Source organism: Myxococcus sp. SDU36, from assembly GCF_030168875.1.
Classification (GTDB): Bacteria; Myxococcota; Myxococcia; order Myxococcales; family Myxococcaceae; genus Myxococcus; species Myxococcus vastator.
The window spans coordinates 7,683,075-7,705,314 of record NZ_CP077414.1 but is presented as its reverse complement, the minus strand read 5'-3'; the positions used below and the strand labels follow the sequence as shown (position 1 = coordinate 7,705,314).

Annotated in this window: 19 protein-coding genes; 15 read left to right on the top strand and 4 right to left on the bottom strand. The window is 70.9% G+C overall.

All coding sequences use genetic code 11. The features are described from left to right. Positions 1 to 140 precede the first annotated feature (140 nt). Entirely contained in the window at positions 141 to 749 is a 609-nt protein-coding gene (locus KGD87_RS31500; protein WP_284664647.1) for an outer membrane beta-barrel protein, read from the top strand. A 24-nt stretch (positions 750 to 773) separates the two neighbouring features. Here the strand turns inward: KGD87_RS31500 and KGD87_RS31495 are convergent, their stop codons facing one another. Then, on the bottom strand, positions 774 to 1,556 hold the full coding sequence (locus KGD87_RS31495) for an SDR family NAD(P)-dependent oxidoreductase (protein ID WP_284664646.1): 783 nt from the start codon (positions 1,554 to 1,556) through the stop codon (positions 774 to 776). Positions 1,557 to 1,716: 160 nt separating this feature from the next. On the opposite strand from KGD87_RS31495, the gene KGD87_RS31490 reads away from it, so the two are divergent. The 8 genes from KGD87_RS31490 (at position 1,717) to KGD87_RS31455 (ending at position 9,127) form a co-directional block, all read left to right on the top strand. After that, positions 1,717 to 1,974 carry a hypothetical protein gene (locus KGD87_RS31490; RefSeq protein WP_284664645.1) on the top strand — a complete coding sequence of 86 codons (258 nt, stop codon included), beginning with the start codon at positions 1,717 to 1,719 and terminating at the stop codon, positions 1,972 to 1,974. 331 nt (positions 1,975 to 2,305) lie between these two features. Then, positions 2,306 to 3,748 (top strand): aldehyde dehydrogenase, encoded by a 1,443-nt coding sequence (locus KGD87_RS31485; RefSeq protein WP_284664644.1) that lies wholly within the window; start codon positions 2,306 to 2,308, stop codon positions 3,746 to 3,748. Between the two features lie 30 nt (positions 3,749 to 3,778). Then, positions 3,779 to 4,210: a RidA family protein gene (locus KGD87_RS31480; protein ID WP_284664643.1), complete on the top strand. Its 432-nt coding sequence runs from the start codon at positions 3,779 to 3,781 to the stop codon at positions 4,208 to 4,210. After that, positions 4,211 to 4,735, top strand: a complete 525-nt coding sequence (nbaC, locus tag KGD87_RS31475) for a 3-hydroxyanthranilate 3,4-dioxygenase (protein ID WP_284664642.1) — start codon at positions 4,211 to 4,213, stop codon at positions 4,733 to 4,735. Further along, positions 4,732 to 5,748, top strand: a complete 1,017-nt coding sequence (locus KGD87_RS31470; RefSeq protein WP_284664641.1) for an amidohydrolase family protein — start codon at positions 4,732 to 4,734, stop codon at positions 5,746 to 5,748. Before nbaC ends, KGD87_RS31470 begins: the two co-directional genes overlap by 4 nt. Beyond that, complete coding sequence (gene kynU / locus KGD87_RS31465) at positions 5,745 to 7,025, top strand: kynureninase (RefSeq protein ID WP_284664640.1); 1,281 nt, start codon at positions 5,745 to 5,747, stop codon at positions 7,023 to 7,025. Before KGD87_RS31470 ends, kynU begins: the two co-directional genes overlap by 4 nt. Continuing rightward, positions 7,018 to 8,412, top strand: a complete 1,395-nt coding sequence (locus KGD87_RS31460) for an FAD-dependent oxidoreductase (protein ID WP_284664639.1) — start codon at positions 7,018 to 7,020, stop codon at positions 8,410 to 8,412. The genes kynU and KGD87_RS31460 overlap by 8 nt, the downstream gene beginning before the upstream one ends. Further along, a complete protein-coding gene (locus KGD87_RS31455) occupies positions 8,390 to 9,127 on the top strand; it encodes an SDR family oxidoreductase (protein ID WP_163777764.1) in 738 nt (245 codons plus the stop codon). Before KGD87_RS31460 ends, KGD87_RS31455 begins: the two co-directional genes overlap by 23 nt. Positions 9,128 to 9,180: 53 nt before the next feature. Here the strand turns inward: KGD87_RS31455 and KGD87_RS31450 are convergent, their stop codons facing one another. Beyond that, on the bottom strand, positions 9,181 to 10,074 hold the full coding sequence (locus tag KGD87_RS31450; RefSeq protein ID WP_284664638.1) for a hypothetical protein: 894 nt from the start codon (positions 10,072 to 10,074) through the stop codon (positions 9,181 to 9,183). Between the two features lie 117 nt (positions 10,075 to 10,191). Next, a complete protein-coding gene (locus KGD87_RS31445) occupies positions 10,192 to 10,998 on the bottom strand; it encodes an alpha/beta hydrolase family protein (RefSeq protein WP_284664637.1) in 807 nt (268 codons plus the stop codon). Between the two features lie 74 nt (positions 10,999 to 11,072). Here KGD87_RS31445 and KGD87_RS31440 point away from each other — a divergent pair, with 74 nt between their 5' ends. Both KGD87_RS31440 and KGD87_RS31435 read left to right on the top strand, forming a co-directional pair. Continuing rightward, positions 11,073 to 11,588, top strand: coding sequence for a GFA family protein (locus KGD87_RS31440; RefSeq protein ID WP_284664636.1), 516 nt, complete (start codon positions 11,073 to 11,075; stop codon positions 11,586 to 11,588). 236 nt (positions 11,589 to 11,824) lie between these two features. Further along, positions 11,825 to 13,264, top strand: a complete 1,440-nt coding sequence (locus KGD87_RS31435) for a glutamine synthetase family protein (RefSeq protein ID WP_284664635.1) — start codon at positions 11,825 to 11,827, stop codon at positions 13,262 to 13,264. 56 nt (positions 13,265 to 13,320) lie between these two features. On the opposite strand, the gene KGD87_RS31430 is transcribed toward KGD87_RS31435, so the two are convergent. Further along, positions 13,321 to 14,598: an APC family permease gene (locus KGD87_RS31430; protein WP_350102624.1), complete on the bottom strand. Its 1,278-nt coding sequence runs from the start codon at positions 14,596 to 14,598 to the stop codon at positions 13,321 to 13,323. Positions 14,599 to 14,995: 397 nt separating this feature from the next. On the opposite strand from KGD87_RS31430, the gene KGD87_RS31425 reads away from it, so the two are divergent. The 4 genes from KGD87_RS31425 to KGD87_RS31410 all read left to right on the top strand — a co-directional run bounded on the left by KGD87_RS31425 (position 14,996) and on the right by KGD87_RS31410 (position 22,057). After that, on the top strand, positions 14,996 to 15,508 hold the full coding sequence (locus tag KGD87_RS31425; protein WP_284664633.1) for a hypothetical protein: 513 nt from the start codon (positions 14,996 to 14,998) through the stop codon (positions 15,506 to 15,508). 5 nt (positions 15,509 to 15,513) lie between these two features. After that, positions 15,514 to 16,194, top strand: a complete 681-nt coding sequence (locus KGD87_RS31420; RefSeq protein WP_284664632.1) for a hypothetical protein — start codon at positions 15,514 to 15,516, stop codon at positions 16,192 to 16,194. Positions 16,195 to 16,376: 182 nt separating this feature from the next. After that, on the top strand, positions 16,377 to 18,125 hold the full coding sequence (locus KGD87_RS31415; RefSeq protein WP_284668717.1) for a sigma 54-interacting transcriptional regulator: 1,749 nt from the start codon (positions 16,377 to 16,379) through the stop codon (positions 18,123 to 18,125). Continuing rightward, positions 18,122 to 22,057, top strand: a complete 3,936-nt coding sequence (locus KGD87_RS31410; RefSeq protein ID WP_284664631.1) for an nSTAND1 domain-containing NTPase — start codon at positions 18,122 to 18,124, stop codon at positions 22,055 to 22,057. Before KGD87_RS31415 ends, KGD87_RS31410 begins: the two co-directional genes overlap by 4 nt. The last annotated feature ends 183 nt before the right edge of the window (positions 22,058 to 22,240 follow it).

The following is a 22,240-nucleotide window of genomic DNA, read 5'->3' as shown; positions in this document are numbered from 1 at the left end:
CGGAGCTTCCGGCACCCGAACGCGGACGCGCAAGCGTCGCGAACACGGCCCGGTGTGGAGCGGACGCTGACCTCCCGCGCGCCGTGCTACATAGCGCGGCAACCCCCGGCCGGGTGGGATTCACCCAAGGAGCTGTTCTCATGCGCTACCCCATCATCATCGCGGCCCTGCTCTTCACCGCCACCACCGCGAACGCCCAGGAATACGACGAGCACGTCCATGACGGCTTCTACCTGCGCCTGCAGGTGGGCGGCGGCCATCTGCGAGCCACGGCGGCCGATATCTCGCCCGAGGTCTCGGTGAAGGGCGCCAGCGGCAACATCAACGCCGAAATCGGCTTCGCGCTCTTCAACAACTTCATCCTCTACGGCAAGTTCTACGGCGCCGCCTCGCCCAACCCGAGCATCCAGGTGGGTGACCTCTCCGTCGACAACGCGAACGAGGACTGGAGCCAGAACCTTGGCGCGGTGGGCCTGGGCGTCACCTATTACTTCATGCCCATCAACGTCTACCTGTCCGGCGCCATCAGCTACACCCAGCTCTCCATCACCGAGGATGGCGAGAAGATCGCCGAGACGGACCTGGGTGGTGGCCTGCACCTGGGCATCGGCAAGGAGTGGTGGGTCAGCAAGAACTTGGGCCTGGGCATCGGCGCCGAGCTGGCGCTGGGCCGCATCCGGGACGACAGCAGCAGTGACAACTGGAACGTCACCAGCCTGGCGATTGTCCTGAGCGCGACGTACAACTGACGCGCGCTGCCGTGGACGCCAGCCTCAGCCCTGCTGGTTGAGGCTGGCCGCGAGCGCTCGCACCGCCACGCGCGGGCTGAAGCGCACGCCCAGCGCCCCCACCCAGTTGAGCAGCCCGTGGATGGAGAGCACCCGGCCGCGCAGCATCATCGCGTAGGCATGGGCGGCCACGTCCTGCGCCTTGGCCACGCCCGGCCGCTGGAACAGCCGCGTCTGGCCGTTGCCGGCGCGCTGGGTGAACTCCGTGTGCGTGGCGCCCGGGCAGTGGCACGTCACCGTCACGCCCGTGCCCTTCAGCTCGTGCGCCAGCGCCTCCGACAGGGACACCACGAAGGCCTTGGTCGCGAAGTACGTGGCCATGAAGGGCCCGGGCTGGAAGGCCGCGGTGGAGGCGACGTTGAGGATGCGCCCGCTGCCCCGCTCCCGCATGGGCCGCGCGAACAGGTGCGACAGCTTCAGGAGGGCGGTGCAGTTGACCTCCACCATCTCCGCCTCGCGCGCCAGGTCCTGCTCCAGGAAGGGGCCACACGAGCCGAAGCCCGCGTTGTTCACCAGGAACTCCACCGCCAGCCCCTTCGCGCGCACGGCCTCGAAGAGCTGCTCGGGAGACTCCGGCCGGCCCAGGTCCGCTGGGAAGACGTGTGCCTTCACCCCATGGGCCTGCTCCAGCTTCGCCGCCAGCGCCTCCAGCCGCGGCGCGCTGCGCGCGACCAGGATGACGTCGTGTCCGTCCTTCGCGAACAGGTGTGCGAACTGCTCTCCCAAACCCGCCGAGGCTCCGGTGATGAGCGCCACTTTCCGCGACATGGATGTCTCCTCCAGGTGCCGCCTTATAGCCGAGCGGCTCGAGCGTGGCTGCCCCGCGGACATCCCTCCGCCCCGGCAGGCGGGGCTGACGGGCGGCCTCGTGGCTTGCCGCGTCCTGGCGGGGTGGTGAGCTTCCCGCCCACCCAGGGGAGGGCGACACATGAGGCGAGGCATTCTCACGGGCTTCACCACCGGGCTGCTGACGGCCACCGCGGCCTCCGCATGCCCCACCTGCCGCCCCGACGTGGTGGCCGCCATTTTCGATGAGCACTTCTGGGTCCGGCTGTTGCTCACCGTCCAGCCCTTCCTCATCCTCCTGCTCATCGTGGGCGTGCTGTACTTCGCCACGCGGGAAGTGCCGCCCCCCGTGCCGGTGAAGCAGCGCGCACGGAGACAGGGGCGGGAACGCTCCCGATGAGTGGCCGGAATCGCGGCCCGCTCGTGCTCGCGGGGCTGCTGCTGGGCGTGGGCCGTGAGGAGAGGTTCTCCCGAAGCGGACTGCGCGTGCCACGCCCGGCGCACTGACAGCGGCTTCACCCCATGGCGCCTCTGGCGGTCCCCGCGCCTTCGCGCAGTGCGGCATTCCCAGGGGCTTCCAGGCGGGCGGCCTTGATTCCATGACAGTGGACGGCGGGCGCGCGTGGTGCTGGTGAGGCCCGGTGGGGCGGCGTACATTGCGCGCCCTTCCACAGGGCTGGCGGGGTTCACCGTCGCCGGGCCGTGGGCAGGCGCCACCGGAGGGCTCGGCCATGGAGAAGGTGCTCAACTACATCGGGGGTGAGCTGCTGCCCGCGCGTGGAGGCGGGTGGCTGGACAAGCCCGAGCCGGCCACCGCCAAGACGTACGCGCACGTCCCGGACTCCGACGCGTCCGACGTGCGCCACGCGGTGGAGGCCGCCGCGCGGGCCTTCCCCGCCTGGGCCGCCACCCCGGCCACCGAGCGCTCGCGCATGCTGCGCCGTCTCGCGGAGGGCATCCGGAGCCGCCTGGACGCCTTCGCCCGCGCGGAGTCCATCGACACGGGCAAGCCGCTGTCGGTCGCCGCCACGGTGGACATCCCGCGCAGCATCCTCAACTTCGAGTTCTTCGCGGATGCCGTAACGCAGTTCTCCAGCGAGGCGCACCAGACGGACGACGTGGCCCTCAACTACACCCTGCGCGCGCCGCTGGGCGTGGTGGGCTGCATCTCCCCGTGGAACCTGCCGCTGTACCTGCTGACGTGGAAGATTGCCCCGGCGCTCGCCATGGGGAACTGCGTGGTGGCCAAGCCGTCCGAGGTGACGCCGATGACGGCGTACCTGCTGGCCCAGGTCTGCCGCGACGTGGGCCTTCCGCCGGGCGTGCTCAACCTGGTGCACGGCCTGGGCCCCAAGGTGGGCGCCGCGATGAGCGAGCACCCGGACATCAGCGCCATCTCCTTCACCGGCAGCACCCGCACTGGCGCGGAGATTGCCCGCGTGGCCGCGCCCGCCTTCAAGAAGCTGTCGCTGGAGATGGGCGGGAAGAATCCCAACGTCATCTTCGCGGACTGCGACTTCGACGAGGCGCTGGCCACCACGCTGCGCTCGTCCTTCTCCAACCAGGGGCAAATCTGTCTCTGCGGCCCGCGCATCTTCGTGCAGCGGCCCCTCTACGAGCGCTTCAAGGAGGCGCTCGTCACCCGCACGCGCGCGCTCAAGGTGGGTGACCCGCTGGAGGCGGGCACGGACCAGGGCGCGCTGGTGTCGCAGCAACACTTCGACAAGGTGCTGGGCTACGTGAGCCTCGCGAAGCAGGAGGGCGGGCGCGTGCTCACCGGCGGGCAGCGCGCCAACGTGCCCGGACGCTGCCGCGATGGCTGGTTCGTGGAGCCCACCCTCATTGAAGGCCTGGACGCGGGCTGCCGCACCAACCAGGAAGAGATTTTCGGCCCGGTGGCCAGCATCATGCCCTTCGACTCGGAGGACGCGGTGCTGGCTTGGGCCAACTCCACGAAGTACGGCCTGGCGGCCAGCGTGTGGACCCAGGACGTGAAGCGCGCGCACCGCTTCGCCTCGCGGCTGCACAGCGGCATCGTCTGGGTGAATACGTGGATGCTGCGCGATTTGCGCACGCCCTTTGGCGGCGTGAAGGACTCGGGCGTGGGACGCGAGGGCGGCTGGGACGCGCTGCGCTTCTTCACCGAGCCGAAGAACGTCTGCATCAAGCTGTGAGCCCCCTAGCCCCCACGTGAGGAGCACGCCGTGAGCAGTGACAGCGCGCGAGTCGATTCGCAGAAGGCCCCCGAACCGGTGGGCCTGTACCCCCACGCCCGGCGCGTGGGCACCCTCCTGTTCCTGTCCGGCGTGGGCCCGCGCGAGCGCGGCACGAAGAAGATTCCCGGCGTGGAGCTGGACGCGGAGGGCAACATCGTCTCGTACGACATCGAGGCGCAGTGCCACTCCGTGTTCCGCAACGTCCGCTACATCCTGGAGGACGCGGGCTCGTCCTGGGACAAGCTGGTGGACGTGACGGTGTACCTCACCGACATGAAGAAGGACTTCCCCACGTACAACCGGCTGTGGGCGGAGTACTTCAAGGACAACCCGCCGTGCCGCACCACGCTCGAAATCAACCGGCTGCCCACGCCGATTGCCATCGAGCTCAAGTGCATCGCCACCATCGGAGGTGAATGAATGGGCCGTTTGACTCCCATCAACTTCAAGAAGTGGATTGACGAGCACCGCCACCTGCTCAAGCCCCCCGTGGGCAACCAGCAGGTGTGGGAGGACCGCGAGTTCATGGTCACCGTCGTCGGCGGGCCCAATGCGCGCACGGACTTCCACATCAACGAGGGCGAGGAGTTCTTCTACCAGCTCGAGGGCACGATGAACCTGCGGGTCATCGACGAGGGCCAGGTGCAGGACATCCCCATCCAGGAAGGGGAGATCTTCCTGCTGCCGCCCAACGTGCCGCACTCGCCGCAGCGCCCCGCGGGCACGGTGGGCCTGGTGCTGGAGCGCCGCCGCCAGCCAAAGGAGCTGGACGGCTTCATGTGGCTGTGCCCGCGGTGCGGCGAGAAGCTCTATGAGGAGTTCGTCCACGTCACCAACCTGGTGACGCAGCTGCCGCCCATCTTCGAGCACTTCTACGGCAACCCCGACAACTGCACCTGCAAGAAGTGCGGGACGAAGGTGGTCAAGGGAGGCCCCGCCCGTTGAAGGTCGACATCCACACGCACCTCCTCCCCGCCCACCTGCCGCGCTTCGCCGAGCGCTACGGCTACGGCGGCTTCATCACCCTGGACCACCACGCGCCCTGCCGCGCGCGCATGCTCCGCGATGACGGCAAGTTCTTCCGCGAAATCGAAAGCAACTGCTGGGACCCGGTGAAGCGCATGGAGGAGTGCGACGCGGCCGGCGTCCACGTCCAGGTGCTGTCCACCATCCCCGTGATGTTCGGCTACTGGACGAAGCCGGAGCACGGCGCGGACCTGGCGCGCTTCCTCAACGACCACCTCGCCTCCGTGGTGCACGCGCACCCCAAGCGCTTCGTGGGCCTGGGCACGGTGCCGCTCCAGTCCCCGGAGCTGGCGGTGCGCGAGCTGGAGCGCTGCGTGAAGGAGCTGGGGCTCGCGGGCGTGCAGATTGGCTCGCACGTCAACGACTGGAACCTGTCCGACCCGGCGCTGTTCCCCTTCTTCGAGGCCGCAAGCGCACTGGGCGCGTCCGTCTTCGTCCACCCGTGGGACATGATGGGCGAGGCGAAGATGCAGAAGTACTGGCTGCCGTGGCTGGTGGGCATGCCGGCCGAGGTGTCGCTGGCCATCTGCTCCCTCATCTTCGGCGGCGTGCTGGAGCGGCTGCCCAGGCTGCGCTTCGCCTTCGCGCACGGCGGCGGCGCGTTCCCCCACACGCTCGGCCGGATTCAGCACGGCTTCGAGGCGCGGCCGGACCTGGTGGCCGTGGACAACAAGGTGCCGCCCCGGGACTACCTGGGCCGCTTCTGGGTGGACTCGCTGGTCCACGACGCGGACGCGCTGCGCTACATCGTCCGGCTCTTCGGGCAGGACAAGGTGGCGCTCGGCAGTGACTACCCCTTCCCCCTGGGCGAGGACCGCCCGGGCACGCTCATCGAGTCCCTGACCGAGTTGGAGCCCGCCGCGCGTGAGCGGCTGCTCTGGCGCAACGCCTTCGACTGGCTGGGACGCGCCCCCGAGGACTTCGCACCATGACGACGCCGCACCCCTTCGAGGACTCCGAGGCCTTCGCGCGGAAGCTGGACGCCGAGGACACGCTGCGCGGCTATCGCGACGCGTTCCACTTCCCGCCCGGCCCGGACGGCGAGCCGGTGGTGTACCTGGCGGGCAACTCGCTGGGCCTCCAGCCACGCAACGCCGCGCGCTACATCCAGGAGGAGCTGGAGGACTGGGCGCGGCTGGGCGTGGAGGGCCACCACCAGGGCCGCCACCCGTGGCTGCACTACCACGAGCTCGTCACCGAGCAGGCGGCGCGGCTGGTGGGCGCGAAGCCTTTGGAAGTCGTGGTGATGAACACCCTGTCGGTGAACCTGCACCTGATGATGGTGTCGTTCTACCGGCCCACGAAGCAGCGCTTCAAAATCCTGGTGGAGGCCGGCGCCTTCCCGTCGGACCAGTACGCCGTCGCCTCGCAGGCGCGCTTCCACGGCTACGACGCGCGCGAGGCCGTGCTGGAGCTGAAGCCCCGCGCGGGTGAGGAGACGCTGCGCACCGAGGACATCCTCGCCACGCTGGAGGAGCACGGCCACGAGGTGGCGCTGGTGATGCTGGGCAGCGTGAACTACCTCACCGGGCAGGCGTTCGACCTGGCCGCGATTACGCAGGCCGCGCACGCCAAGGGCTGCTTCGTCGGCTTCGACCTGGCGCACGGCGCGGGCAACCTGAAGCTGTCGCTGCACGACGACGGGCCGGACTTCGCGGTGTGGTGCTCGTACAAGTACCTCAACGCCGGCCCGGGCGCGCTGGGCGGCGTGTTCGTCCACGAGCGGCACGCGAACACGAAGGACCTCCCCCGCTTCGAGGGCTGGTGGGGCCACGACAAGCAGACGCGCTTCCAGATGGGACCCACCTTCAGCGCGCTGCCGGGCGCGGAGGGGTGGCAGCTCTCCAACCCGCCCATCTTCCAGCTCGCGGCGCTGCGCGCGTCGCTGGAGCTGTTCGACCAGGCCGGCATGGCGGCGCTGCGCGCCAAGAGCGAGCGGCTCACCGGCTTCATGGAGTTCCTGCTGGACAAGCTGCCCGAGGGCTTCGTGCGCATCACCACGCCCCGGGACGTGAAGCAGCGTGGCGCCCAGCTCTCCCTGCGCTTCCGGGGCGAGCCCCAGGGCCTGCTGAAGCGGCTGGGCGACGCGGGCGTCATCTGCGACTTCCGCAAGCCGGACATCATCCGCGCCGCGCCCGCGCCGCTCTACAACTCCTTCACGGACGTGTACCGCTTCGTGAAGACGCTGGAGGGCCACGCCCGTGAGTGAGGCGCGCAAGGACACCGTCACCGTGGTGGGCGCGGGGCTGGTGGGCGCGCTGCTGTCCATCTACCTGGCGCGCCGGGGCCACGCCGTGGAGCTGCTGGAGCGGCGCCCGGACATGCGGCGCGAATTGGTCGACGCGGGCCGCTCCATCAACCTGGCCATCTCCACGCGCGGGCTCCATGCGTTGCGGCAGGTGGGCCTGGAGGACGAGGCGCTGAAGCACGCCATCCCCATGCGCGGGCGGATGATTCACCCGCCCCGGGGCGAATGCGTCTACCAGCCCTACGGCAAGGATGACTCGCAGCACATCAACTCGCTGTCGCGCGCGTGGCTCAACGCCTTCCTCATGACGGCGGCGGAGGCCACCGGCAAGGTGAACATCCGCTTCAAGCAGCGGGTGACCCAGGTGGACTTCGGCTCGGGCGCGCTCACGGTGCACGACGACGCGACCGGACAGGTGCGCCAGGAGCCCGGCCGCGTGGTGTTCGGCACGGACGGCTCCGCCTCCGCCATCCGGCAGGCGTTGGAGCAGCGGCCTGACTTCAAGGGGACGCAGGAGCAGCTCGGCCACGGGTACAAGGAGCTGACGATTCCGGCGGGCCCCGGCGGCGCGTTCCAGATGGAGAAGCACGCGCTCCACATCTGGCCGCGCGGCACGTTCATGTTGATTGCGCTGCCCAACGAGGACGGCAGCTTCACCTGCACGTTGTTCCTGCCCTGGCAGGGGCCGGTGAGCTTCGCGTCCCTGGACACGCCCGCGAAGCTGGAGGCGTTCTTCGACGCACGGTTCCCAGACGCGAAGGCGCTCATCCCGGACCTGGTGGAGGCGTTCTTCTCGCGCCCCACGGGCAGCATGGTGACGGTGAAGGGCGCGCCCTGGCACGCGGGCGGGCAGACGCTGCTGCTGGGCGACGCGGCGCACGCCATCGTCCCCTTCTTCGGCCAGGGGATGAACTGCGGCTTCGAGGACTGCGTCGTCCTGGACCAACTGCTGGGCCAGGGTGCCGGCTGGGAGCAGGTCTTCACGGACTTCGAGCGCCTGCGCAAGACGAACGCGGACGCCATCGCCGACATGGCGGTGGAGAACTTCGTCGAGATGCGCGACAGCGCCGGCGACCCGCGCTTCCAGTTGCGCAAGGCCGTGGAGAAGGTGCTGCTCAACGCCTTCCCGAACGCGTTCGTCAGCCGCTACTCCCTGGTGAGCTTCAGCCGCGTTCCGTACCGGCTGGCCTACCAGGTGGGCGCGCTGACGGACGGCATCGTCTCCGAGCTGAGCGAGGGGCTGACCCGGGCGGAAGACGTGGACCTGACGCGCGCGGCGGGGCTCATCCGGAGCCGGCTGGCGCCATTCATGAAGGAGCACGCGGATGGATTTCGGACTGAAGGGTAGGCGCGCGCTGGTGATGGGCGCGTCCGCGGGGCTGGGCTACGCCATCGCGGAGGCGCTGGTGAAGGAAGGGGCCACGGTGGCCATCTGCTCGCGCGGTGGCGAGAAGCTGGAGCGGGCCGCGAAGACGCTGGGCGCCGCGCTCGCGGTGCCGTGTGACTTGACGCAGCCCGGGGCGGCGAAGGCGCTGGTGGAGGCTGTCACCGCGAAGCTGGGCGGCGTGGACGTCCTCGTGGTGAACACGGGCGGGCCGCCGGCGGGCGGCTTCGAGTCGCTGACGGCGGAGCAGTGGCAGCTCGGCTTCCAGAGCCTGTGGATGGCCGCGGTGGATGGCATCCAGGCGGTGCTCCCGGGGATGAAGGAGCGCCAGTGGGGCCGCATCGTCCTGGTGACGTCGCTGGCCGCGCGCGAGGCGATGAACAACCTGACCATCTCCAACGGCCTGCGCGCGGGCCTGCTCGGGCTGGTGAAGACGGTGAGCAACGAGGTGGCGCAGCACGGCGTCACGCTGAACGCGGTGCTGCCGGGCTACCACGCCACCGAGCGCATGCAGCAGCTCGGGCTGACGGACGAGAAGGTGGCGCCGCAGATTCCCGCGCGGCGGCTGGGCCGCCCGGAGGAGCTGGCGGCGCTCACGGCGTTCCTCTCCTCCGAGCAGGCGTCGTACATCACCGGCCAGTCCATCGCGGTGGACGGCGGCGCGCAGCGAGGTTTCTGAGCGCGTCAGCCGGACGAGGACCTCGCCGGGCGCCACGCCGCGTCCGACGAGGTTCAGTCCGCCGGGGCCCGGGTGAAGAGCCGGCCGCCCAGCTTGCGCTGGCGCAGCTCCCGCTCCCACGCCGCCACGCGCGCCGCCTGTGCCTCGGCGGACTGGCGCTTGTCGGCCGCCTCCGCTTCGTCGAGCTGCTGGTCGAACGCCTTCGCGCCGGCCAGGCCTGACTCCGTGCCATCTGGATTCACGAAGACGTAGGTCCCGTCCTCGATTTGCCGCATGCGCCCCGCGGCGATTTCGGCTTCCACGTCGATGGGGCGGGCATCTCCAATCGCGGTCGCCAATGCCAACAGGTTCTCGTGCGGATTCAGCGGAGCCGGGGCCATGTCCACGCCATCACAACGGCTCGTGACACTCCGGTCCTCGCGGGTAATGGGGTCCATCAGGAGCGTCACCACATCACTGAGGTGATGGTTGAAATGGCGGATGGGGAGCGCCGCCCCCAGCAACCCCAACGGCAGGCCGACACACGCCACCGCCATGGTCGTCGCCACCACGCGGGCGCGCAGGTTCGCCATGACGTGGGTGCACACACAGAACACCAGGAAGAGGCCGCCCAGCACCGTGAGCTGCGGCATCATCCGGATGGGGTCGACGAAGCGCTCGAACTGAACCCACCCCACGAGGATGGGCACGGCCCACAGCGCGCCCGCGAGGGCGAACGAGCGAGCCCTCATCCTGGGCAATGCCGCCGGCGCGCCCCCCGGGTCGCGGCGCCGCGCGACGAACGCGTGCAACACCCCCGCGAGACAAACGAGGAACGCTCCGATGGCCACCAGACGCCCCGCGTCCCACAGCGGCTCGCCCGCCATCACATCATCGAGGAAGTGGGACACCCCCAGGGTCAGCAGCCCCCCTCCCGCGATGTAGAGCAATAGATAGACAACGCCCATGACGCGCCCCCTCAAAATGACCCTACCCTGTCGAATCTTGGCCTGTGAAGAACCAAGCGGACGACTTCAGGGGCTCGTCACGGACGCGCGAAGCCAGCGCCCGACGCAGCCAGAGCCTCACATCAAGGCCTGCACCGCGGCCACGACGTGGGGCCATTCCCGCGAGCGCGGGTCGATGACCTCGAAGTGCCCCGCGCCCGGCAAGGTGACGCAGCGGACGTCGTCTCCCAGCTCACGGCCGCGCGCGCAGAAGTCCTCGCTCATCGACACGGGCACGGTGTCGTCCTCCGTTCCATGGACGAGCACCTGCGGCACCCCGAGCGGCTGGAGCGCCGCGGGCGAGGCCGTGCGGTAGCGCTCCGGCACCGTGGACGGCGTGCCACCCAGGAACGTCTCCACGATGCCGTCCCCCAGCCGGTGCGCGAACGCGCGCGGCAGGTCCACCACGCCCGCCAGCGGCACCACGCCCCGCAGGGGCAACGGCGCCTCACCGTGAAGCGCATCACCGGGCCGCAGCCGGTGCCTGGCCCCCAGCCATGCCACCAGGTGCCCTCCCGCCGAATGGCCCAGCGCCACGACGCGAGAGAGATCCAGCGCATGCGCCCGCGCGAGCGTGCGCAGGAAGTCGGTGCCCCGCGCCACGTCCTCCAGCGTACCGGGCCAGCCGCCGCCTTCGTGCCCCACGCGCCGGTACTCCAGGCTCCACGTCGCGAAGCCGCGCCGGGTCAGGTCCGCGCACAGGTGGCCGGCGTGCTCCAGCCCGTACTTCGCGCGCCAGAAGCCTCCGTGAACCACGACCACCACCGGATGCGGGCCGGGGCCACTGGGGACACGCAGGTCGCCGAATTGGTGGGACTCCGTTCCATACGGGATGCGCGCGTCCGCGGCGGGCGCGGGCGTCTCCAGGACCCACATCGAGCTCATGGAGGCATCCTACCCGGTTGCGTGGGCCCACCCGTGGAGGCATAGCCAGGGAGCCCCCCACCCTGGAGTCGCCGATGTCGAAGCCGCCCAAGAAGGTCACCACCGTCCGGTGCGCGTGCGGAAGCGTGGAGGTCGAAGCGCGCGGCGAGCCCATCATGACCACCGCGTGTTACTGCGATGACTGCCAGGAAGGCGCCCGCCGCATCGAGGCGCTGCCGGATGCGCGCCCCGTGCTGTCGCCCGACGGAGGGACGGAGTACGTGCTCTACCGGAAGGACCGCGTCCGCTGCGAGAAGGGCGCCGAGCTGCTGCGCCCCCACAAGCTCCAGGAGAAGTCCGTCTCCCACCGCGTCGTCGCCACCTGCTGCAACACGGCCATGTTCCTGGGCTTCGACCGCGGCCCCCACTGGGTGTCGGTGTACCGCGCCCGGTTCCAGCCGCCCGCCCCGCCCGTGGAGGCGCGCGTCCAGACGAAGTTCAAGCCCGCGAGCGTCACCTTGCCCACCGACGTGCCGAGCTACCCAGGCTACCCGCTCGGGTTCATGGTGAAGCTCGTGGGCGCCCAGGTGGCCATGTGGCTCGGCCGTTGAAACGTGACGCATCGCAATAAAAATGCCCGCACCAGTGTCCACCGGCCATCAGTCCGGGGGCTTCCATGGTAGGCACGAGTGTCATCCGGCGAGCTTCGAAGGTTTCGGCGCAAAGATTTTACTCTCCAGTTCGCCGGATTTAGACTTGATTTCCTGTCCCCAAATGTAAATACCTGCGCCCACGGACTCATCTCGCCGCTCCGACAGCGAGGAATCCGGCTTGGGAGACACGAACAATGGACGCGAAAGGGCTACGGACGTTCTTGGAAATTCCCTACGACGAGTTGGAAGAGCGCAACCTCAAGGTCAAGGAGCAGCGCCTCAAGCACATCGCGCCGGAGAAGCTCCGTGAAGAGCGCATCGACTACCTGACCAAGGAACGCGCCATCAAGGCGGTCACCGTGTGCTTCACCGACCTCGAGGGTCGGCTGCACATGCTGGACTACGACAAGAAGTTCCTCATCAAGAGCGCCGACAACCTGACGTTCGATGGCTCCTCCATCCGGGGCTTCTCCGCGCAGCAGGAGAGCGACCTGCGGCTGAACATCGACTGGGGCGCCTTCTACTGGCTGCCCTCGGACATCTTCGGGCCGGGCAAGGTGCTGGTGTTCAGCGAGGTCCTGGAGCGTGACGGCACGCCGTACCACGCCGACCTGCGCGGCAAGCTGAAGCAGCTCACCGAGTCGATGTTCCAGAAGGACGGCACGGTGTTCCACGCGGCGCCCGAAATCGAGGGCTTCCTCTTCAAGGGCCGCGACGCCGAGCGCCACTACCACGAGACGGGCCGCTTCGACTTCATCACCATCGGCGGCTACTACCACTCGCTGCCCGGCGACGTGCTGCGCACGTTCATCGACAAGGTGGCCGAGGCCCAGCGCGCCATGGGCTTCCAGAACGAGAAGGACCACCCCGAGGTGGCGCCCAGCCAGTTCGAGATCAACTTCTCGTACAGCGAGGCCCTCATCGCGGCCGACCAGATTCAGCTCTACAAGCTGCTCAGCCGCCAGGTGGCCGCGCAGCTGGACTGCACCGCCAGCTTCCTCCCGAAGCCGGTGACGGGCGTCAACGGCAACGGCATGCACATGAACATGTCACTGTCCAAGGGCGGGAGGAACCTCTTCTACGACAAGGACGGTCAGGACGGCCTCAGCACCATGGGCTGGGAGTTCATCGACCGCATCCTCACCAACGCGAACGACATCTGCCTCACGCTCAACTCCAGCGTGAACGCGTACCGCCGCCTGGACCCGCACTACGAGGCGCCCAATCAAATCAAGGCCAGCGCCAACAACCGCGGCGCGATGGTGCGCATCCCCTTCGGCAACGAGCGCAGCGCGCGCGTCGAGTGCCGCTCGGTGGCGCCGGACGCCAACCCGTACCTGGTGCTCTACACCCTGCTGCGCACCGGCATGGAGGGCCCGCAGCCGCAGGAGGACGCGGAGACCAAGCGCAGCCGCACCCGCTTCCTGCCGGACAACATCTTCGACGCCATCCGCCTCTTCAAGGGCAGTCAGTTCGTGTCGTCCATCCTGGGTGAGAGCGTGCAGAGCAAGTTCGCCGAGCTCAAGACGTCCACGGCCGAGCGCAGCCCGAAGCAGCTGGGCAACCGCGTGAAGTACTCGGAGATCGTGTTCCACCACGAGGTCACCAACCAGTACCTCTGGAGCCAGTTCTAGGAACGGAAGAGGAGCCGCCGTCCTCCCGCGACATGGGGAGGCGGCGGCTTCGTGCGTTACAGCGGTTCGCTGCGCAGCGCCGCGGGCGGCTCGGAAGCCCGGGGCCGCGACAGCCGCAGCAGCACCAGTCCCGCGACGGTGGTGAGGACCATGGTGACGCCTTCACGCGGGCTGGCGCCGAAGGCCACCAACGTCAGCCCCAGCCCCAGCGTGGGCACCGCCAGCAGGGCGTGAAGCGGACGCAGCCCCCGCTCACGCCGCCAGGCCAGCGCGGCCAGCGCGGCCGAGGTGACGCCGTACTGCATCAGCACCGCGATGCTGGAGAGGGCGAACAGCTCCGACAGGTCGCCCAGGTTGACGAACAGCAGGACCAGCGCCCAGGTGACGACCAGCGCGCGCACCGGCACGCCGCCAGCGGACATCCCATCCAGCCCCAGCAGCGTGTGCTCGCCCGCCGCCAGCGCGGACAGGTAGCGCGGCGTCGTCACCATCATCCCCAGGCAGATGCCCAGCGCGGACACGCTGGTGCCCGCCTTCACCCACCCTTCCAGCCCAGGCCCGCCCCACACGCCCGCCGCCGCGGCCAGCGGCGTGGCCTGGGTGGCCAGCTCCGGCAGCGCGGCCACGCACGCCCACACCAGGCCCACGTACAGCAGCACCGCCACCAGCAGCGAGCCCACCGTGGCCAGCGGCACGGTGCGCGACGACGAGCGCACCTGCCCTGCAATCACCGGGACGATTTCGAAGCCCTGGTAGGCGAACATCACCGTCAACCCCGCGCGCAGCCAGGACACGTCCATGGCCGGGCTCGCGGCCACCGCCTGGGCGGCAGGTGGCCCCGACAGCGCCAGGAACGCCACCAGCAGCGCGGCCAGCGGCAGCAGCTTGAAGACGGTGAGCGCCGTCCAGGTCCCCGCCGACACGCGAATGCCGGACGCCACCACGCCCGCCAGCGCCGTGACGAGCACGGAGGCGAGCACACGCTGCCCCAGCGCCCCCTCCAGGCCCAGGGAGGGCGCCACCGCCTGGGAGAGCCCCGCCACCACCGCGGCCGTGCTCAGGAACGCGCTGACGTAGGCCACCCACCCCACCAGGAAGGACGCCCGCTCTCCAAAGGCCGCGCGCGCGAAGAGGACAGGCCCGCCGTCCGCGTCGAACCGCCGGCCCAGCACGGCGAAGGCCAGCGCCACAGGTATCAGCGCGAGCCCGGTGAGCGCGAAGGCGGCGATGGCGCTGGCCCCCGGCGCCAGCGCGGCGACCTCCGCCGGAGCGAAGAAGATGCCGACGCCGACGATGCCATTGACGCCAAGCGCGAGGAGCTGGAGCGGCCCCACCGGACGCGACGCGGACGCGGCAGCGGGGGCAGTTGAAGGAACCGACACGGAGGTACTTCACTACAGTTGAGCGCCGGGCACCAATGCACCGGGCGGGGGGGGCCTTCGTTATGGTTGCGGACGCCGAGCGTTCCGGCCCGATATCCAGGCCGCTTGCGCGCTCCAGCGCCTGGCCCCCACCACCACGCCATAGGAACGGCAAGTCCTGCCGGGCCTGGCAAGCCTTGCCGCACCGGAATGGCGCGGGCGCGGCAACATCTGCCTCACCTGCCATGGCTTCCCAGGCACGGACGGGGTGCAAAGGCTGGCATCCGGGTTGCTCTTCCCCTGTTCGCCACGCTCCGCCGGCCCGCATGACGCGGCGCCGCGACGAGGGTGTGAAGCCAGGAAGAGCTCCATGAAGAAGTCGCTTTCGTTCGTGTCGAAGTCCGTTGCCGCGCTCGCGATGCTCAGCGCCCTGCCCGCCCTCGCGGGGACCGCGACCTACTCGGGTTCACTCTGTACGTCTGTCTCTGGCTTCGCGAACCCGACCATCTTCCGCAGTGGTCGCCTCCTCAACTCGACCCCGAACACCATCGAGGTCATCTGCCCGATTCAGCGCAACGTCTCCATCCCCTCCTTCACTGAATCGCTGTCCGTCAGCGTCACCGCGGTGGACCCGCACCTGACGGAGAACGTCTGCTGCACCGCGACGGTGGCCGAGAAGGACGGCACCGCCCTCGCATCGTCCGCGGCGTGCTCCAACTGGGGTGCGAACACGACCGCCCACAACACCTTCTCCATCAGCCTGCCGTCGGTGTTCGCGAGCCTCAACGGCTACGTGAGCCTGCGCTGCGTGCTGCCGGGGCAGTACACCAGCGGCTCCAGCACGTACTCGTCCGTCCTCGCCAGCTTCGTCGTCACGGAGTAGCCACCATGCGACAGGTTCGTTGGGGAATCCTGGGTCTGGCCACGGCCGCGGTCGCCGCCGCCGGTGGGTGGAGCATGTGGGGGGCCACGCCCGAAGCCACACCGGCGCGCGAGGAAGCCGCCGAGGCCCGGCCCGGGTCCCCAGCGGACCTGACGTCGGAGGTGCGGGCGCTGCGCGCGGAGCTGGAGGCGCTGCGCCGGGGACAAGGGCACCTGATGCAACGCGTGGAGTCGGTGGGGCGCCCCACGCCGCTGCCCGGGCCCGGGGAGGAGGCGGCGCCCGAACCCCAGGCCGCGGCGCCCACCGCGCAAACCCTGGCCACGCTGGAGGTTGCTCGCGAGGAGCGGCGGCACGAGCTGGAAGCCGAGCTGCAGGCCGCCGCCCATACCGAGCCGCGGGACAGGGACTGGGCGGGACAGACGGAGACGCTCGTCACCCGTGCGTTCAGCGGCGCGGACTTCGCGGGCTCACGGCTGACGCGCGTGGACTGCCGCACCCGGATGTGTGTGCTGGAGGTGGAGCATGACGCGGCCGAGGCACGCGCGGAGTTGCTGTCATCGCTGATGCGGGTGAACGGCCTCCAGGGGCAGGCGGTGATGCGGCCCGCGGACGACGGCGGCCGGCTGGCCTCGCGCATCTACCTGTCACGCGCGGGTGAGGCGCTTCCCATGACGCTGCGACCATGAGCCGCCCAGACGTGTGGAGCCCGGGCCGGCGCACGTCTGGACGCGCCCCCGGTTGCCCGGTCCAGTGTGGGCGTGACAGCATTCTCCGCCCCGACATGGCCACTCCACAGCCCAGTGCTCGCGACACGCGCCCTCTTGGGAGCGCGCCGGAATCATCAGACGCCGGCGCCTCGTATCTCCTGGTGTTGGAGGGGGACTCGACGTCGCGGTTCTCCCTCCCCGCCGAAGGCGTGGTGCTGGTGGGCCGCGATGAGCAGGCGGACCTGTGCCTGCGTGATGACAGCGTGTCACGCCGCCATGCGCGGCTGGTGTTGACGGAGGAAGGCGCGCGGCTGGTGGACCTGGGCAGCCACAACGGCACCACCCTCAACGGCCGCCCCGTGGACACCGCGCAGCCCCTGCTGTCCGGTGACGTGGTGTCCTTTGGCGCGGTGGTCGCGGTGGTGCGCACGCGGGCTCGCGCCGCTCCCGCGCACGCCCCGCTCCAGGCGGAGCGGCTGATGGCGCGGCTGCGCGAGGAGGCGGAGCGCGCCTTGCGGTATGGCCGGCCGCTCACCGCGCTGGTGCTCGCGCTGCCGGAGCAGGGCTGCGGGGGACACGAAGCCGCGGAGGCCTTGTTGGCGGCGGAGGCGGGCCCGGCGGAAGCCGCGGGCTGGCTGGACGGCTCGCACCTGCTGTGGATGATGCCCGAGGTCTCTGGAGAGCCGGGCGAGGATGGCCTGGGGGAACGCGTCGGTGCGCTCCTGGCCGCGTGTCCCCAGGGGCGCCTGGGCATCGCGACCTGTCCTTCGGACGGCTGCGACGCGGAGTCCCTGGTGGCGGCGGCGCGTGCAGCGGCCCGGACCGCGGTGTCCGGAGCGTGGGCGCCCGCGGCCGAAGGCATCACCCGCCTGACGTTGGCGGACCGCACCGTGCTGGTCGCGGACCCCGCCATGGCGCAGCTCTACGCGCTGCTGCGCAGGCTGGCGGCCAGCGAGCTGCCCGTGCTGGTGTGCGGCGAGACAGGCGTGGGCAAGGAGAACGCCGCCTTCGCGGTGCACCACTGGTCTCCACGCTCGGACAAGCCCTTCATCGCCATCAACTGCGCGGCCCTGCCGGAGGGGCTGGTGGAGAGCGAGCTCTTCGGCCATGAGCGCGGCGCCTTCACGGGTGCCAACGCCACCCGCGTGGGCCTGCTGGAGAGCGCCCAGGGCGGCACCGTCTTCCTGGACGAGGTGGGCGAGCTCCCTCCCTCCGCTCAGGCCAAGCTGCTGCGCGCGTTGGAGGTCCGCCGCATCACCCGCCTGGGCGACGTGCGTGAGCGTCCCATCGACTTGCGCGTGGTGGCCGCCACGCACCGGGACCTGGAAGCGGAGGTGGCCGCGGGGCGGTTCCGGGAGGACTTGTACTTCCGGCTCGGCGCGGCGACGGTGCTGCTGCCACCGCTGAGGGAGCGCCCGCGCGAGGTGCCGCTCCTGGCGCGTGACTTCCTGGCCCGGGCGTGCCAGTCGCTGGGCCGTGAGGAGCTGGAGCTGTCCGCGGGCACGCTGTACGCCCTGTCCCGGCATGCGTGGCCCGGCAACGTGCGCGAGCTGCGCAACCTGATGGACTACGCGGCGGCCGCCGTGCCGGAGAACGTGGTGGAGCCGCACCACCTCCCCTCGCGCATCCGGCCTCTTGGCGTCGGCGCGCCCCCGCAGACCTTGGCGCAGGAGCTGGGGCCTCCTCCCTCGGTGGCGGAAAGGGTGGCGCCCCAGAAGACGCGTGTTCCCCTGGCCCAGGAGATTCGAGACCTGGAGCGCCGCCGCATGCAGGAGGCGCTCGATGAGGCCGAGGGCGTCCAGACTCGCGCGGCGGCGATGATTGGCATGCCCATCCGGACCTTCTCGTTCAAGCTGAAGCAGCTCGGGCTGCAACCCCGCGCCTCGCGCAAAGGGGCGCCCATCGGATGAAGTCCTCCTCCGGGCGATTGAATCCCCCCGCGGAGTTCGAGGAGTACCGACTGCTGCGCCCCCTGGGACACGGCGCCATGGGACAGGTGTTCCTGGCGCAGGACACGCTGCTGGACCGGCAGGTGGCCGTGAAGTTCATCGCCACGGCGCAGGGCCGGCTGCCGGACGCAGCGGCGCGCGCGCGCTTCTTCCAGGAGGCTCGCGCCATCGCCCGGCTCCAGCACCCCAACGTGGTGGCCATCCACCGCGTCGGCGAGGTGCGCGGTCAGCCCTACCTGGTTTCCGAGCTCATTCGAGGAGCGCCGCTGGACCGGTTGCAGCGGCCGGTGGATGCACCGCTGGCGCTCGCGCTGGGCCTTGGGCTCGCGCGAGGACTGGCCGCGGCGCACCGGCGCGGCATCCTCCACCGGGACATCAAGCCCGCAAACGCCATCCTCTCCGAGGACGGAGAGGTGAAGCTGCTCGACTTCGGACTCGCGGAGGCCGCGTCCGTGGAGGCCGCGTCCGCGGAGGTGGAGCTTCCCGCGTCGGTGACGGGCGCGGACGGTTCGGCTTCGTCAGGGCCAGGCCCCACCGACACCCGGCCATTGCCTGGACCACGGCCCGTGGACACCCGGCCGCTCTCCGTCATGCAGGGGCGTGATACCCGCCCACGTGCCGACGCCGTGGGGCGCGAGCCCGCTCCGCGCCTCGACACCGGGGCGAGCGACTTCCCGGCGCCAGACTCCGACGAGGCCCGCCAGGACTTCGTTCCAGGCACGCCGCTCTATCTCGCACCCGAGCTGTGGCGGGGTGAGCCCGCCAGCCGGGCCAGCGACGTCTATGCGCTGGGCGTCCTCGTCTACGAGCTGTGCGCGGGCCGCGCGCCCCACGAAGGCGTACCGTTGGAGCAGCTCGGCGCCGCGATACAGGAGTGTCCCCCCGCGCCCCTCGCCGAGCACGCACCGGGACTGTCGCCAGCCTTCGCCGCCATCGTGGACCGCTGCCTCGACGCGGACCCCGCCCGGCGCTACGAGTCCGGTGATGCCCTTCGAGAAGCACTCGAAGCGCTGAGCACGCCCACGCGCGCCAGTGCCCTCCCCGCCGGCAACCCCTACCTGGGGCTGCGAGCCTTCGATGCCGCGCACCGGAGCGTCTTCTTCGGCCGCGAGCCCGAGCTGCGAGAGGTCCTGGACAGGCTCCGCGGCGACACCTTCGTCCTGCTGGCGGGCGACTCCGGCGTGGGCAAATCCTCGCTGTGCCGGGCGGGCATCCTCCCTGCTGTCAGTCAGAGCGGCCTGGAGGAGGGCGACCCCGCGTGGGCAGTCCTCTCCGGGACACCCGGGCGCCGCCCACTGGAGACCTGGGTGGAGCTGCTGGCCCCCGTGGCCGGGGAGCGCGCGGAGGCCCTGCGCTCACGCCTCGCCACCGAGGAGCCTGGCGTCCTGGCCCGGGCCCTGCGTCGCCGTCCCACGAACGCCCCGCCCCTGCTCCTCTTCATCGACCAGCTCGAGGAGCTCGTCACCTTCTCGGAGCCCACGCAGGCGGCCCGGCTCGCCGAGGAGCTGGCCCTGGTGCTGCGCCGCGCGCCCCGCGTCCGCCTCCTCGCCACCGCGCGCAGCGACTGCCTCACGCGGCTGGTGGCCCTCCCAGGCCTGGGTGATGAAGTGCCGCGCGCGCTCCACCTGCTGCGCGCCCTCTCCGAACACGGACTTCGCGAAGCCGTGGAAGGCCCCGTCCGCGTGCTGGGCATGCGCTTCGAAAGCCCCGCCATGGTGGACGCACTGGTCGCCTCCGCGGCCCGCGCGGAGGGCGGCCTGCCGCTGCTCCAGTTCGCGCTGGAGGCGCTCTGGGAGGCACGGGACGCCCAGCGCCAGCGCATCCCCGCCGCCGCGCTGGAGGCCCTAGGCGGCGTGGAGGGCGCGCTGGCCCGTCACGCGGACGCGGTGGTCGGCCGCCTCCGGCCCGAGCAACGGCCCCGCGCCCGGGCGATGCTCCTGGAGTTGGTGACACCCGAGGGCACGCGCCTGCGCCGCACCCAGGAGGAGCTGCTGCGTGGCCCCGACGACGACGCCGGACGCGCGGTGCTGGACGGACTGGTGCGCGGCCGGCTGCTCACCGCGGGCGAGGCGGAGGACGGAGACGGCGTGTACACGCTGGCCCACGAGAGCCTCGTCACCGGCTGGGACACCCTGCGCGGGTGGTTGGGACAGGACGAGCAGCGCCGGGCCGTGCGCATGCGCCTGGAGCGCGCCGCCGCGGAGTGGGAGCGGCTGGGCCACCCGCCCGAGCTGCTCTACGGCGAGCGGCAGCTCACCGAGAGCCGCGCCGCGGGCCTCTCCCACGTCGAGAAGCCGCGGGAGCGCGACTTCCTCTCCCGCTCACGCCGGGCCGCGCGCCGTCGCCGGGTGACGCGCTGGCTGGCCGTGGCCCTGGTGCCCCTGGTGCTGGGAGGCGTGGTGGGCGTCACCCGCGTGCAGGCCCGGGCGCAACTGGACGCCCGCATCAACCGCCACCTGGACGAGGCCCAGGCGCAGCAGGCCGCGCTGGACAAGCGCCGCGCCGCGCTGGACCAACTGAGCGCCGAGGCCTTCACCCTGTTCGACACGCCGGGCCCCCAGAATCGTGAAGCGGCCGAAGCCGTGTGGACCCGCGCCCAGCAGACCCGGCAGGCGGTGGAGGAGACCGCGCTGCGCGCCATGTCGGAGCTGGAGGCCGCCTGGGGGCTGGCGCCCGGAGACCCCCGGGTGAGCCCGCTCATGGCCCGCTTGTTGGTCACACGCGTGGAGTTCGCCGAGCAGGAGCGACAACCCGAGCAGCGCGCGCAGTGGCTCGCGCGGCTCGGGGCCCACGACCCCCTGGGCGAGCTGCGCCGGGGACTGACGGCACCCGCACGGCTGACGCTCACCAGCGAGCCGGCGGGCGCTCGCGTGCGGCTGCTGGAGCCCACGCCAGAGGGAGCGCTCAACCCGGGACGCGACCTGGGACAGACGCCCCTGCATGAGGTGGCGCTGTCCGCGGGCTCCCACCTGCTGATGCTGGAAGCGCCGGGCCGGTTTCCGGTGCGCGTCCCCGTGCTGCTCGCGTCCGGCGAGCGGCTGACGCTGGAGGTGCCCCTTCCAGCCGCGGAGTCGGTCCCCAAGGGCTTCGTGCACATCCCCGCCGGACGCTTCCTCCAGGGCGCGTCCGAGAGCGAGTACCTGCGGCGCGCCTTCTTCTTCGCGCCGCCGCTGCATCGCGTGGAGACGGACGCGTACCTCATCGCGCGGCACGAGGTGACGTTCGCGCAGTACATCGCCTTCCTTGAGACGCTGCCCCCCGAGGAGCGCGCCGCGCGGATGCCGGGCTCGCGCCGCCGCCTCACCGTGGTGGACCTGGCCCACGAACCGGATGGCCGCTGGCGGCTCACCCTGCGCCCCGCGTCCGCCAGCTACAGCGTGCGGGACGGCGAACGGCTGCGCTACGGCAAGCGAGACCGCCGGCAGGAGCAGGACTGGCTGCGCTTCCCCGTGTCCGCCGTCTCCTTCGACGATGCCCTGGCCTACGTGGCGTGGCTGGACCGCACCGGCCAGGTGCCGGGCGCGCGCATGTGCACGGAGCGGGAGTGGGAGCGGGCCGCGCGAGGCGCCGACGGTCGCCGCTACCCTTCAGGCGACTGGCTGGCGCCGGACGACGCCAACCATGACGCCACCTATGGCCGGGAGCCCTGGGGCTTCGGCCCCGACGAGGTGGGCAGCCACCCGCGCTCGCGGAGCCCCTTCGGCGTGGACGACCTGGTGGGCAACGTGTGGGAGTGGACGCGCTCCGACGTGGACCCGGAGAAGCCGTCCGCCCAGGGCGGCAGCTGGTACCAGAGCGACCTGACGGCGCACACCGCCAACCGGGACCGCGTGGAGCGCACGCAGCGGGAGGCCCTCATCGGCTTTCGCGTCTGCGCCACGCCGCGCCCCTGAACGCGCGTCCCCTGCCGGCAATCCCTGCCAGCCCCCCTGGCAATCCTTGCCGTCCATTCCTGCTCGCAACGGATGCCAGCACATGGCTGCCTGCAAGTCCTGCCAGGGACACGGGGTGCCGGACCGCGTCCGGGCGGGATGGCATGGCGAATGCTCTGACACCAGCCACCCCACAACGACCGA

Excerpts from the sequence above, each read along its gene's own strand:
- KGD87_RS31495 (WP_284664646.1), bottom strand. The coding sequence starts at position 1,556 with ATGTCGCGGAAAGTGGCGCTCATCACCGGAGCCTCGGCGGGTTTGGGA.
- KGD87_RS31440 (WP_284664636.1), top strand. The coding sequence starts at position 11,073 with ATGTCGAAGCCGCCCAAGAAGGTCACCACCGTCCGGTGCGCGTGCGGA.
- KGD87_RS31455 (WP_163777764.1), top strand. The coding sequence starts at position 8,390 with ATGGATTTCGGACTGAAGGGTAGGCGCGCGCTGGTGATGGGCGCGTCC.
- KGD87_RS31420 (WP_284664632.1), top strand. The coding sequence starts at position 15,514 with ATGCGACAGGTTCGTTGGGGAATCCTGGGTCTGGCCACGGCCGCGGTC.
- KGD87_RS31485 (WP_284664644.1), top strand. The coding sequence starts at position 2,306 with ATGGAGAAGGTGCTCAACTACATCGGGGGTGAGCTGCTGCCCGCGCGT.
- KGD87_RS31445 (WP_284664637.1), bottom strand. The coding sequence starts at position 10,998 with ATGAGCTCGATGTGGGTCCTGGAGACGCCCGCGCCCGCCGCGGACGCG.
- KGD87_RS31490 (WP_284664645.1), top strand. The coding sequence starts at position 1,717 with ATGAGGCGAGGCATTCTCACGGGCTTCACCACCGGGCTGCTGACGGCC.
- KGD87_RS31425 (WP_284664633.1), top strand. The coding sequence starts at position 14,996 with ATGAAGAAGTCGCTTTCGTTCGTGTCGAAGTCCGTTGCCGCGCTCGCG.
- kynU (WP_284664640.1), top strand. The coding sequence starts at position 5,745 with ATGACGACGCCGCACCCCTTCGAGGACTCCGAGGCCTTCGCGCGGAAG.
- KGD87_RS31500 (WP_284664647.1), top strand. The coding sequence starts at position 141 with ATGCGCTACCCCATCATCATCGCGGCCCTGCTCTTCACCGCCACCACC.
- nbaC (WP_284664642.1), top strand. The coding sequence starts at position 4,211 with ATGGGCCGTTTGACTCCCATCAACTTCAAGAAGTGGATTGACGAGCAC.
- KGD87_RS31410 (WP_284664631.1), top strand. The coding sequence starts at position 18,122 with ATGAAGTCCTCCTCCGGGCGATTGAATCCCCCCGCGGAGTTCGAGGAG.
- KGD87_RS31450 (WP_284664638.1), bottom strand. The coding sequence starts at position 10,074 with ATGGGCGTTGTCTATCTATTGCTCTACATCGCGGGAGGGGGGCTGCTG.
- KGD87_RS31435 (WP_284664635.1), top strand. The coding sequence starts at position 11,825 with ATGGACGCGAAAGGGCTACGGACGTTCTTGGAAATTCCCTACGACGAG.